The sequence below is a fragment of the Streptomyces sp. NPDC024555 genome (genome assembly GCF_055559335.1).
The window spans coordinates 230,264-242,654 of sequence record NZ_JBVHKV010000003.1; the positions used below are offsets into that span (position 1 = coordinate 230,264).

Genomic DNA, 12,391 nt, shown 5'->3' on the forward strand with positions numbered 1-12,391 from the left:
CGCCGGCCGACCCTAGCAACGTCCGCCGACCGCCGCCGCTCGATATCCGTTGCCCACCGCCCAGGTCAGAGCCGCCGGGGAGGTACGGGCGGGCGGAAAACAGGGTTGTTCTGGACACCCCGGGGGCCTCGGCCCGACAATCGGTGCTGTGACGTCCTCCTTCGAGTCCCACACGTACCCCGTGCGGCTGTCCGACGCCCAGCGCGACCGTGTCCTCGGTGTGCTCAGGGAGGGCGCGGCCCAGGGCAGGCTCTCCCACGACACCTTCATGCGCCGCATGGAACTGGCGCTGCACGCGAGCCGCGTCGAGGAACTGGACGCGCTCACCGCCGATCTGGAGGGCGAGGGCCGCTGGTCGCGGCAGCTGGTCCGGGTCGTGGGCGGGATCTCCGGCTTCCCCGAGCGGGTGCGCCGGGCGTGGCGGGCGGAACGCCTGCCGAAGCTGCTGCTGCCGGCCCCGAGTCCGCATCCGCTGCTGATCGGCCGCGACCCCGGCAACGGACTGCGCCTCACCCACGAGACGGTCTCCCGGATGCACGCCGAACTCATCGCGCACGGCGGCCGGTGGACCCTGCGCGACCTCGGTTCGACCAACGGCACGTGTGTCAACGGGCAGCGCGTCACCGGGACCGTGCCCGTGCGCGACGGCGACCAGGTGAGCTTCGGGCGGATGGCCTTCCGCCTCGCCGCCCCCGCCCTGCGCCCACCGGCCTGACCGCAGTCGCGCGTGCCCGCGGCCCCGCGCCCGTTCACGCCTGCTGGTGCAGGCCCCGGCCCGCCAGCGTCAGGAAGGCCTCGCCGACCGCCTCGGAGAGCGTCGGATGGGGGTGGACGTGGCGGGCCACGTCCGACGGCTCGGCGTCCCAGCCGACGATCAGCTGGCTCTCGGCGACCATCTCAGAGACATGCGGCCCGACCAGATGCACCCCGAGGACCCGGCCGCCCCGCTCCGCGACCACCTTCACCATGCCGCCCTGCCCGTGCACCAGCCCCTTGGCCACCGCCGACAGCGGCATCGTGTTGACCACCACCTCGTGCCCCGCGTCCCGGGCCGCCGCCTCGGACAGGCCGACCGCCGCCGTCTGCGGCGAGGAGTACGTGACCCGGGGCACCGCCGCGTAGTCCACCGGCGCCGGACGCAGCCCCGCCAGCGTCTCGGCCACCACCATCCCCTCGGCGAACGAGGCGTGGGCCAGCCCGAGCGAGGGCGGCGGCAGCAGATCGCCCACCACGTGGATGCCCGGCACCGGCGTCTCCAGCCGCGCCCAGTCGGCCGGTGCCACATATCCGCGCCCGTCCGCGGCCAGCCCCGCCGCCAGCCCCAGACCGTCCGTCACCGGGACCCGGCCCACCGCGACCAGCAGCCGCCGTGCCTCCACCGTCCGGCTCTCGCCGCGCGGGGTGCGGACCGTGGCACGCACCCCGTCCTCCAGCAGCGTCGTGTCCAGCAGCCGCGAACCCACCCGCACATCGATCCCGCGCCGCTTCAGCCCGCGCGTCAGATGGCGCGACACATCGGCGTCCTCCAGCGGCACCAGCCGCTCCGCCGCCTCCACCAGGGTCACGTGCGCCCCCATCGACCGGTGCAGCGAGGCGTACTCGACGCCGATCGCCCCACCGCCCAGGACCAGGACCGAATCCGGCAGACCGGGTGCGAACAGGGCGTCGTCACTGGTCACCACGCGCCGCCCGTCGGCCGGCAGCCCCGGCAGCGTCCTCGGCCGCGACCCCGTGGCGAGCACGATCCCGCGCCGGGCGACGACCTCCCCGTACCCCTCGATCCGGACCCCGCGCGGCCCCGTCAACGCGGCGCTCCCACGGACCACTTCGACCCCCGCGTGCGCCAGATGACCGAGGACGCCCCGGTGGTTGCGGGTCACGATGTCGTCCCGGGTGGCGGTCAGCGCCGGCCAGTCCACGGAGTCCAGCACCGCCTTCACGCCCCACCGCTCACGGGCCTCCGCGATGCCGTCCACCAGCTCGGCCGCGTGCAGCATCGCCTTGCTGGGGACGCAGCCCCGGTGCAGACAGGTGCCGCCCACCTCGTCCCGCTCGGCCAGCACCACCTCCAGTCCCAGCGCCGCCGCCCTCAGCGCCGTCGAGTAGCCGCCCGTACCCCCGCCGACGACCACCACATCGGTCCCGCGCACCCGCTTCGTCCCTGTCATGCCCCCAGCCTCCGCCCGGCCCTTGCCATGAGTCCAAGGCAATGTTTGTGTGGCCGCCATGCACATCGTTCATGACGGGGAGCGGGGGAGCGGACGGTGAGCCTGCGTCAGATGGAGTACTTCGTCGCGGTCGTCGAGGAGGCCTCCTTCACCCGGGCCGCCGCACTCCTCCACGTCACCCAGCCCGCCCTCTCCCACCAGATCAAGGCGCTGGAACGGGAGGTGGGCGGCGCCCTGCTGGAACGGCTGCCCCGGGGCGTGCGGCCGACCCCGATGGGCCGCGCCTTCCTCCCGCACGCGGAACGCGCCGTGCGCAGCGCCGCCCAGGCCGGGCGGGCGGCCCGCGCCGCGGCCGGGGCCGAGGGCGGCGAACTGCACATCGCCACCGTCCACGCCATCGCCGTCGGCATCCTCCCCGACGTCTTCGCACGCTGGCGCGCGGCCCACCCCGGTGCCGCCCTGGTCCTGCACGAGTACGCCGCGACCGACGCGCTGGAGGAGCACGTCGAGCGCGGCACCGCCGACCTCGCCGTCGGCCCGCCGCCCGCCGGATGGCCCGGACCGGTCGTCCCGGTCGGGGCCGAGGACATCGTGCTGGTCGTCCCCTTCGACGACCCGCTCGCCGGCCGGACCTCGGTCCGCCTCGCCGAACTGGCCGGCCGGCCCTGGGTGCGCTGCGCCATGGAACCGGTCGTGCAGGGCCGCCCCTTCCTCGACCTGGCCTGCGCCCGCGCCGGATTCGAACCCCGCACCGCCGTGCGCACCGAGCACACCTCGACCGCCGTCCGCATGGCGGCGGCCGGTGTCGGTGTCGCGACGGCCCCCGCCCACATGGTGCGCGGCGCCGTCGGCGAGGACTGCGCGGTCCTCGCCGTCGACCCGCCCTGGTCGCGGCCGCTCGCGGTGTTCTCCCGCGTCGAGCTGACCGGCGCGGCCGCCGCCTTCACCGAACTCCTGCGCTCCACCCGCCCGCCGGACCCCCGCACCCCCGGCCGCGCCCCTTCGTGACCCCGGCCCGTCACCCGGACGGCCGTACGCCGACTGCGACGGGACCGGCCGGGTGATCCCCTGAGGGGGACCGCGCCGCCCACCGGCGCGCCCGACACCCCGGGGGTACGCCATGCAGGCCGACGCGCCCGGAGAGATACCGGCCCCGACGCCTTCGCCCGAACACCGCTCCGCCCGGCGGCCGGCCGCGCTCCGCCGCCGCACCGGCGCCGGGCCCAGCCTCCTCGCACCGGGCGCCGCGCACGACCCGTACCGCCTCTACCGGGTGCTGCGCGAAAAGCACCCGCTGAGCTACGACGCCCCGCTGGGCGCCTGGCTGGTCAGCCGGTACGACGACGTGGCCGCCGCGCTCACCGACCCCCGCTTCGCGGGCTTCCCGCACGACGGGGCGCCGCGCGGCGGACCGGCACCGGTCGGCCTCTGCCACGGGAGCTACCGCTGCCTGCCCCGCGACCGCTACGCCGTGGAGACCGGCACCGTGCCCCGGGCCGTCGCCGAACGCGTCGAGCGGACCGCCCATGTCCTCGCCCGCCGCATCGCCGGACGCGACCGGGCCGATCTGGTCGAGGAGTTCTGCCGCTGGCTGCCCGCCGGCTCGGGCGGCTTCGCCACGGTCCGGCTGCCCGGCACGCCGGCCGACGCGGGACCCTGCACCCGGCACACCGGACTGCGCGAGACCGCGCTCGCCTCGCTCCTCGCCAATCTGCTCGACGACCCCGACCTGCTGGCCGCCCTGCGCGTCGAACCCGCGCTCGCCGGCCGGGCCTGGACGGAGTCGCTGCGCCGCGATCCGCCCGTCCAGGTCGTCCTGCGCCGCACCCTCACCGAGGTCACCCTCAGCGGCGGCACCCTCCCGGCCGGCGCCCCCGTCGCCTGCCTCCCGGGCTCCGCCGGGCGCGACCCGGAACGCTTCGCCGCCCCGGACGTCTTCGACCCCTTCCGCCGCGACCAGGACCGCGGCCTGCCCGGCCCGGCCGGCTGCCCCGCCGTGGCCCTCGGCCGCCTGGAGGCGGAGGAGGGGCTGCGCGCCCTCCTCGACGCGATGCCGGGCCTGCGCTGGGCGGAGGGCTTCCGCCCCGCCGCGACCGGCCTCCTCACCCGGGGGCCGCGCTCCCTGCTCGTACGGCCCTGAGAGGTACGGCCGGAGAGGCCCGTCAGTCCTCCCCGTCCGCCCGGACACCCCGGACCAGCAGCGCCACCGGGCGCTCTGCGAACAGTTCCCCGGCGTCCACCGCGCCGCCGGAGAACTTCCGGCCCGGGGTCAGCAGTTCGCTCCACACCCCGTCGTCCGGCAGCCTCAGCGCGGTCTCCCGCCAGCCGCCGGACTCCGCCAGCCGCAGCGACAGCCGGGTCACGGCCGTGACCACCTCGCCCGAGCGGCAGAACGCCAGACAGTGCCCGGCCGCCGGACCGGACGCGGTCAGCGGGGCGTACGTTCCGGACTCGCCGAACACCTCGGGCCGCTCCCGGCGCAGCCGCAGCACCGTCGTCGTCAGGGCGGCCTTGTCGTCGACGGGCGCGCCGTCTCCGGGCGGGGCGAACGGGCGCCGGTTGTCCGGGTCGACGAGGGCCAGGTACTCCCGTTCGGTGCCCTGGTAGAGGTCCGGCACCCCGGGCATCGTCAGATGCACCAGCGCCGCGCCCAGGACCTGGGAGCGCACATGGGGGGCGAGCGTGGCCGCGAACCGCTCCAGGAGGGCCCTCGCCGGACCGGTGACGGCGGCCGGACCGGCGCCCACGAAGTCGGTCACCACCCGCTCGTAGACCGGATCGGGCTCGGTCCAGCTGGTGAAGAGCCCCGACTCGCGCACCGCCTTCAGCAGGGCGGGCTCCAGCCGCGCCGCCCGCTCCCCGGCCGGCATTCCCACGCAGCCGAGCGCGGTCTGCCAGGCCTGCCAGGCCAGTTGCGGATCGGGGGCGGCGGGCGCGGTCCGGGTCAGCTCGGCCACCAGCTCCGACCACGCCCCGGGGCACTGCGCGAGCACCGCGACACCCGCCCGGACGTCCGCGCTGCGCTTGGTGTCGTGGGTGGTCAGCACCGTGCCGGTGGCGGGCCAGTCGCGGGCCAGCCGGGCGCAGAAGGCGTGGAACTCCTCCGGCTCCACCGCCGGCCGCCCCGGATCACCGCCCACCTCGTTGGCCGCGACCAGCGGCACGTACCGGTAGTACGCCGTGTCCTCGACCGCCTTGGCCCGCAGCGCCGACGCCGTCTGGGCGAAGCGGGCGCAGAACGCCGCGCGGTCCTCGCCGCCGCCGAGCCGGCCCAGCGCCAGCTCCCGCACGACGTCCACGGCCGCGGCCTCCTCCCGGACCGCGAAGGCCGCCTTGGCGTCGCTCACCGCCGTCGCGTCGAGCGCCGCCTCGGCCGTCAGGGTGCACGGCCCGCCCGCCGTCGCGTACGGCCGGTAGACCGGCACCCGGACCAGCAGTTCGCGCACCGCGGTGTGCAGGGCCCAGGGGGCGTGGTCGCGCAGGGCGGGGTCGGTGTCGCAGATCCGCGCGGCCAGCCGGGCCAGCAGCCCGGTCTCGGCGGCCAGCTCGTGCGTGACCACCCGGTACGCGGCCCGGCGCACCGTCCCCGTCCAGTAGCCGCCCCGGTCCCCGGCCGGGGACGCGTGGTTCCGGTAGCCGCCCAGCAGTGCGGCCGCGCCCTCGGAGTCGGTGAACAGACCGTCGATCCGGTGCAGCGCGTCGTAGCCCGTCGTCCCCGCGACCGCCCAGTTCGCGGGGAGCGGTTCGGCCCCGGTGAGGATCTTCTCCACCACCGTCCACACCCCGCCGCCCGCCTCGGAGAGCCGTTCCAGATAGCCGGCCGGGTCGGCGAGCCCGTCCGGGTGGTCGATCCTCAGCCCCTCCACGACCCCGTCCCGGACCAGCTCCAGGATCTTCGCGTGGGTCGCCTCGAACACCTCGGGGTCCTCGACGCGCACCCCGATCAGCTCGGAGACGGTGAAGAACCGCCGGTAGTTCAGCTCGGTACGGGCCAGCCGCCACCAGCCGAGCCGGTAGTGCTGGGCGTCCAGCAGTTCGGGCAGGGCGAGGTGCGCGGTACCGGCCCGGAGCGGGAACTCCTGCTCCCCGTAGCGCAGCACCTCACCGTCCACCCGCATCCGCTCCCGCTCCTCGGCGAGCCGCCCGGCGAGCACGGGGAGCAGGACGCGCCCGCCGCCCGCCGCCCAGTCGATGTCGAACCAGCGGGCGTACGGGGAGCCGGGGCCCTCGCGCAGCACCTCCCGCAGGGCGTGGTTGTGCCGGGGGTCGGCGGCCATGTGGTTCGGCACGATGTCCAGGACGAGGCCGAGACCGTGCTCCCGCGCGGTGCGGGCGAGCCGCCGCAGCCCCTCCTCGCCGCCCAGCTCGGCGCGGACCCGGCCGTGGTCGACGACGTCGTAGCCGTGCCGGGAGCCGGGAACGGCCTCCAGGACCGGGGACAGATGCAGATGCGAGACGCCGAGCGAGGCGAGGTACGGGACGGCGGCCTCGGCGGCCGGGAACGGGAACTCCGGCTGGAGCTGGAGCCGGTAGGTGGCGGAAGGCGTCATGGGGCGTTCGTACCCAGATCCGGGCCGCCTGTGTCACGGCGGCGCGCACAAGGCCCCGACCGGCGGCCCCGCGCGCAAGACCCGACCGGTGGCCTCGCGCGCCCCGCCCCTACGCGGGACGCTGGAGCACCACCATGCTGCGGCCCACCAGCGTCACCCGATCGCCCGCCGCCACCTTCGGGCCGGAGCCGGTGAGGACCCCTGCCGGGCGGGCCGTGTCGACGACCGCGAGCCACTGCCGGCCGTGGTTGACCGGCACGGCGAATTCCAGGGTCTCCGCGCTCGCGTTGAACATCAGCAGGAAGGAGTCGTCAAAGATGCGCTCGCCGCGCGGACCGGGCTCCGAGATGGCGTGCCCGTTCAGGAAGACGGTCAGCGCCTTGGCGTGCGCGGCCTGCCAGTCCCGCTGCGTCATCTCCTCGCCCTCGGGGGTGAACCAGGCGATGTCCGAGAGCTCGTCGTGCGTGCCCTCCACCGGCCGCCCGTGGAAGAAGCGCCGGCGCCGGAAGACCGGGTGGTCGCGGCGGAGCCACACCATGGCCCGGGTGAAGTCCAGCAGACTGCTGCCGGGCACGGCCCCGGTGCCGTCGCCGTCCTCCCCGTCACCGTCGCCGTCGGAGCCCGCCGGTGCGGACGGTTCCGGCCAGTGCACCCAGGACAGCTCGCTGTCCTGGCAGTAGGCGTTGTTGTTGCCCCGCTGGGTGCGGCCGAACTCGTCGCCGTGACTGAGCATCGGCACGCCCTGGGACAGCATCAGCGTGGCCACGAAGTTGCGCATCTGACGCTCGCGCAGCTCCAGCACCTCGGGCCGGTCCGTCTCGCCCTCCGCGCCGCAGTTCCACGACCGGTTGTGGCTCTCGCCGTCCCGGTTCCCCTCCCCGTTGGCCTCGTTGTGCTTGTCGTTGTACGCGACCAGATCGTGCAGGGTGAAACCGTCGTGGCAGGTGGTGAAGTTGATCGAGGCGAGCGGCCGCCGCCCGTCGTCCTGGTACAGGTCCGAGGAGCCGGTCAGCCGGCCGGCGAACTCGGCGAGGGTGCGCGGCTCGCCGCGCCACAGATCGCGCACCGTGTCGCGGTACTTGCCGTTCCACTCGGTCCACAGCGGCGGGAAGTTCCCCACCTGGTAGCCGCCCTCGCCCACGTCCCACGGTTCGGCGATCAGCTTCACCTGGCTGACCACCGGATCCTGCTGCACCAGGTCGAAGAACGAGGACAGCCGGTCCACCTCGTGGAACTGCCGGGCCAGCGTGGCGGCCAGATCGAAGCGGAACCCGTCCACATGCATCTCGGTCACCCAGTAGCGCAACGAGTCCATGATCAGCTGGAGCACGTGCGGGGAGCGCATCAGCAGGGAGTTCCCGGTCCCCGTGGTGTCCGTGTAGTAGCGCGGGTCGTCGGCGAGCCGGTAGTACGAGGCGTTGTCCAGACCCCGGAAGGAGAGCGTCGGACCCAGGTGGTTGCCCTCGGCCGTGTGGTTGTAGACCACGTCGAGGATCACCTCGATCCCCGCCTGGTGCAGGGCCCGCACCGCCTGCTTGAACTCCAGCACCTGTTCGCCCCGGTCGCCCCAGGAGGCGTACGCGTTGTGCGGGGCGAAGAAGCCGATGGTGTTGTAGCCCCAGTAGTTGGCGAGCCCGGCGTCCGCCAGCCGGTGGTCCTGGACGAACTGGTGCACCGGCATCAGCTCGATCGCCGTCACCCCCAGCTCGGTCAGATGCGCGATGACCTCCGGATGCGCCAGCCCCGCGTAAGTACCGCGCAGTTCCTTCGGCAGCCCCGGATGGAGCATCGTCAGGCCCTTCACATGGGCCTCGTAGATCACCGTGCGGTGGTAGTCCGTCCGGGGCCGGCGGTCGTCGCCCCAGTCGAAGTACGGATTGACCACGACCGAGGTCATCGTGTGCGGGGCCGAGTCCAGGTCGTTGCGGGCGTCGGGCCGGCCGAAGGGGTAGCCGTAGACCGCCTCGCCCCAGCTGATCCGCCCGGCGACCGCGCGCGCGTACGGGTCGAGCAGCAGCTTGGCGGAGTTGCAGCGCGCGCCGCGCTGCGGTTCGTACGGGCCGTGCACCCGGAACCCGTAGCGCTGACCGGGCATCACCCCGGGCAGATAGGCGTGGCGGACGAACGCGTCGGTCTCCCGCAGCTCCACCGCGGTCTCGGAACCGTCGTCGTGCAGCAGGCACAGCTCGATTCGGTGGGCGGCCTCCGAGAAGACCGCGAAGTTGGTGCCGGCGCCGTCGTACGTGGCACCGAGCGGGTACGCCTGTCCCGGCCAGACCTGCATGGATTCGACTCTTCCCCTTCTGATGCGGTTGCCTGGGGATTGCGGGCTCCTGGGGCAGATCTTCCCCGAAAGAGGGCCCCGTACCTAGGACCGCCCGGCGAACGGGGGACGGCGTCGCCCGGTCCGGTCAACTTCGCTCCCCTCCGTGTCGCCCGGAACCGGAATCCGCCGGCCCGATACGGGCCGAAGACCGGAACCAGGCCCGCGATGGGGTGTTTAATCCCTATGAATCCGCTCACTCCGCCCGAACCCGCCCATGAGAACAGGCTTGATCCACGGGGGAGTTGGGAAAGGAGCCTGCGCATCCGGCTGCACCGGCTCCCGCTCCCGGAGTACCCTTCCTTGATCGTTGGTGGGGGAGTGGAAGGCGGTGCGCGGGTGAGCTCGGGAGGGTTCGAGCTGCCCCCGGGTGACACGGGTCACGAGGGGGATCTGGCCGATGTCCCACCCGGGGCGGTCTCGGTGGCGCAGCCGCTGGAGATCGGTGCGGAACTGGACTGGGGCGCGGACGCCTGGAGCGAGGTGCGCACCCGTGCGCAGCGGGCCGGCCGCGCCTACATCTGGCTGAACCTCGTGGAGCAGCGGCTGCGCGCGGTCGTCGCCGCGGTGCTGCGGCCCATCTACGAACCGGTCCACGGCGAGGACTGGGTGGTGGCCGCCGCCGGCCCCGCCGGACAGGAGTGGGTGCAGCGCGCCGTCGCCGTGCGCGAGGTCTCCCGGCGCAAGGGCTATCTGCTGGACCCGGCCGACGACAACGTCCTGAGCTTCCTCACCCTGCCGCAGCTGCGCGAGCTGATGGTCCAGCACTGGCCCTGCTTCGAGCCCTACTTCGACGACCGCCGCGATGTGGAGCTGGCGCTGGACGAGCTGGAGGTCGCCCGCAACGTGGTCTCCCGCAACCGCGCGCTCAACGAGGCGGTGCTCGCCCAGGCCGAGCGGGCCTCCGCCCGGCTGCTGGAGATCCTGGGCAGCGGCGCCGGGGTGCCCTCCGCCGACCGGCTCCCGGTCGACGCGGTGGAGGAGCTGGTCGGCGACCGGTACGCGGACGTGGTCTCCGTCCACCCCGACCGGGTGCGGCTCCAGCGCCAGCTGCCCGCCGAGGACCTGTTCGGCGGGGCGCGCCGGCTGGACGCCATCGGCATAGGGCTCAACCTGCTCGTGCAGAACTTCTCCGGGCGCCGGCTGATCCGGCTCGCCGAGTCGGGGTGCCGGGTCCGGCTGCTGTTCATCAATCCGGCCAGCAGCGCGGTCAAGCGGCGCGAACGGGAGCTGGGGCTGAAGAAGGGCGAGCTGAGCCGCTCGGTGGAGATGAACATCCTCCATATGCGCCGGGTCCGCTCCAAGCTCCGCGATCCGGGCGCCTTCGAGATCCACGTCTTCGACGAGACCCCGCGCTTCACGGCCTATCTGGTGGACGGCGACGGGGCCAACGCGGTGGGGGTCGTCCAGACCTATCTGCGCCGGGCCCGGGGCATGGAGGCCCCGGTGCTGGTGCTGCGGGGCGGCGGGCGGGCGGTGGTGCGGGCCGGGCAGGACACCGAGCACGGACTGTTCGAGACGTACCGCGAGGAGTTCGAGTCCGTGTGGACGGACTCCCGTCCGGTCTCCTGAGACCGCCCCGGGCGTTGTCAGTGGGCCGTGCGAAGGTGTTCGTCATCTGGGGGAGCACCACGAAGGAGGTACGGGATGAGCTGGCACCGGCAGGCGCTGGTCGGCTTCGACCTGGAGACGACGGGGACGGAGCCGCTGGAGGCACGGATCGTGACGGCCGCGGTCGTCCGGGTCGACGGCGCGGGGGGCGAGCCGTCCGAGCGGCGCACCTGGCTGGCCGACCCGGGGATCAGGATCCCGGCGCAGGCGTCCGCGATCCACGGCATCAGCAGTGAGCGGGCGGCCGCCGAGGGCCGGCCGGCGCGCGAGGTGGCCGACGAGGTGGCCGAGGCCCTGACGGACCACTGGCGCCGCGGGGTGCCGGTCGTGGCGTACAACGCGGCGTTCGACCTGACGCTGCTCACCGCCGAACTGCACCGCCACGGACTGCCCTCGCTCACCGAGCGGCTGGGCGGCGAGAGCATCGGACCGGTCGTCGACCCGTACACGATCGACCGCGCCGTCGACCGCTACCGCAAGGGCAAGCGCAATCTGGAAGCGGTCTGCGTCGAGTACGGCGTGGTCCACGGGGGAGCGCACGACGCGGGCGCCGACGCGCTGGCCGCCGTGCGCGTGGCGTACGCCATAGCCCACCGGCACGGCTCCGTCGCCGCCCTGTCGGCGGCCGAGCTGCACGAGCGCCAGATCGTCTGGTACGCGGAGTGGGCCGCCGACTTCCAGCAGTTCCTGCGCCGCAAGGGCACGGCGGACGCCGTGATCGACGGCCGCTGGCCGGTGCGGGAGCCGGTGTCCGAGGAGGTGCCGACCGGCTCCGGGACCGGGTCCGGTTCCAGGTCGGAAAGATAGGGCATACCAGGGCTTTTCGTTCGGTGCGGAGCCGTCAGAACGGGTACCAGCGCACCTCGGGGTCGCCGTCGCGCAGTGACGCCACCCTGCGGCGGAACTCGGCGAGCGCCTTCGGGTTCGTCGGGGCGTGCTGGGCGACCCAGGCACAGCTGGCCGTCTCCCGCGCCCCGCGCAGCACCGCGCAGCCGTCCCACTCGCGCACGTCCCAGCCGTAGGCCGCGGTGAACGCGTCATAGGCCTCGGCCGGCAGGCCGTAGCGGTCGCGGGAGAGGGCGAGGACGACCAGGTCGTGCTCGCGCAGGTCCGAGGAGAAGGTCTCCAGGTCCACCAGGACCGGGCCGTCCGGGCCGACGTGGACATTGCGCGTGAGCGCGTCGCCGTGGATCGGGCCCGGGGTCAGCCGGGGGACCAGCCCGGCGGCGGCAGCGGCGAAACCGTCGCGCCGCTCGCGCAGATAGGCCGCGTCCGCCGGGTCGATCGCCCCGCCCGCCAGCCGCAGCCAGCGCTCCACGCCGCCCAGCAACTCGCGCGGGGGCAGCGTCAGCCCCTCCGGGGCGGGCAGTGCGTGCACGGCGGCGAGCAGCGGCCCCAGGTCCTTCGGCTCGGCGGGGCGCACGGCCTCGGGCAGCCGGTGCCACACGGTCACGGGATGGCCGTCGACCAGCCGCGCCCCGGGCTCGGCGGCCCGCACGGCCGGCACACCGGAGCCGGCCAGCCAGCGGGCCACGGCGACCTCGCGCTCGGCCCGGTCCCACAGCTCCGGGCTCGCCCCGGCGTCCCGGCCGACCTTGACGACCAGGTCCCCGACGGCGAAGACCGCGTTCTCACCCAGCGCGATCAGCTCCGCGTCGCCGGACAGACCGGCGGCGCCCAGCACCTCGCGCGCTCGCATCTCGTTCATGGGTCCGATTTTCGCATCCGTGCAGGCCGCC

General features: G+C 74.5%; 9 protein-coding genes. 5 read left to right on the plus strand and 4 right to left on the minus strand.

All coding sequences use genetic code 11. The features are described 5' to 3' along the window. Positions 1-148 precede the first annotated feature (148 nt). The gene (locus tag ACZ4FH_RS06400; RefSeq protein WP_467302724.1) at positions 149-715 is read left to right on the plus strand and encodes an FHA domain-containing protein; all 567 of its coding nucleotides are present in this window, start codon (positions 149-151) and stop codon (positions 713-715) included. A gap of 34 nt (positions 716-749) precedes the next feature. On the opposite strand, the gene ACZ4FH_RS06405 is transcribed toward ACZ4FH_RS06400, so the two are convergent. Then, positions 750-2,168, minus strand: a complete 1,419-nt coding sequence (locus ACZ4FH_RS06405; RefSeq protein WP_467302725.1) for an FAD-dependent oxidoreductase — start codon at positions 2,166-2,168, stop codon at positions 750-752. A 96-nt stretch (positions 2,169-2,264) separates the two neighbouring features. Here ACZ4FH_RS06405 and ACZ4FH_RS06410 point away from each other — a divergent pair, with 96 nt between their 5' ends. Then, complete coding sequence (locus ACZ4FH_RS06410) at positions 2,265-3,176, plus strand: LysR family transcriptional regulator (RefSeq protein ID WP_467302727.1); 912 nt, start codon at positions 2,265-2,267, stop codon at positions 3,174-3,176. 112 nt (positions 3,177-3,288) lie between these two features. After that, positions 3,289-4,308, plus strand: coding sequence for a cytochrome P450 (locus tag ACZ4FH_RS06415; RefSeq protein ID WP_467302729.1), 1,020 nt, complete (start codon positions 3,289-3,291; stop codon positions 4,306-4,308). Between the two features lie 22 nt (positions 4,309-4,330). Here ACZ4FH_RS06415 and treY read toward each other — a convergent pair whose 3' ends face one another. Together treY and glgX are read right to left on the minus strand one after the other, a co-directional pair. Beyond that, complete coding sequence (gene treY / locus ACZ4FH_RS06420; protein ID WP_467302731.1) at positions 4,331-6,718, minus strand: malto-oligosyltrehalose synthase; 2,388 nt, start codon at positions 6,716-6,718, stop codon at positions 4,331-4,333. Between the two features lie 109 nt (positions 6,719-6,827). Next, positions 6,828-9,002: a glycogen debranching protein GlgX gene (gene glgX / locus ACZ4FH_RS06425; RefSeq protein WP_467302732.1), complete on the minus strand. Its 2,175-nt coding sequence runs from the start codon at positions 9,000-9,002 to the stop codon at positions 6,828-6,830. Between the two features lie 378 nt (positions 9,003-9,380). Between glgX and ACZ4FH_RS06430 the strand changes: the two genes are divergently transcribed. After that, positions 9,381-10,613: an SAV2148 family HEPN domain-containing protein gene (locus ACZ4FH_RS06430; protein WP_383641837.1), complete on the plus strand. Its 1,233-nt coding sequence runs from the start codon at positions 9,381-9,383 to the stop codon at positions 10,611-10,613. 75 nt (positions 10,614-10,688) lie between these two features. Then, positions 10,689-11,459 carry an exonuclease domain-containing protein gene (locus tag ACZ4FH_RS06435; RefSeq protein ID WP_467302734.1) on the plus strand — a complete coding sequence of 257 codons (771 nt, stop codon included), beginning with the start codon at positions 10,689-10,691 and terminating at the stop codon, positions 11,457-11,459. Positions 11,460-11,493: 34 nt separating this feature from the next. Here the strand turns inward: ACZ4FH_RS06435 and ACZ4FH_RS06440 are convergent, their stop codons facing one another. Further along, complete coding sequence (locus ACZ4FH_RS06440; protein WP_467302736.1) at positions 11,494-12,360, minus strand: phosphotransferase enzyme family protein; 867 nt, start codon at positions 12,358-12,360, stop codon at positions 11,494-11,496. Positions 12,361-12,391 lie beyond the last annotated feature (31 nt).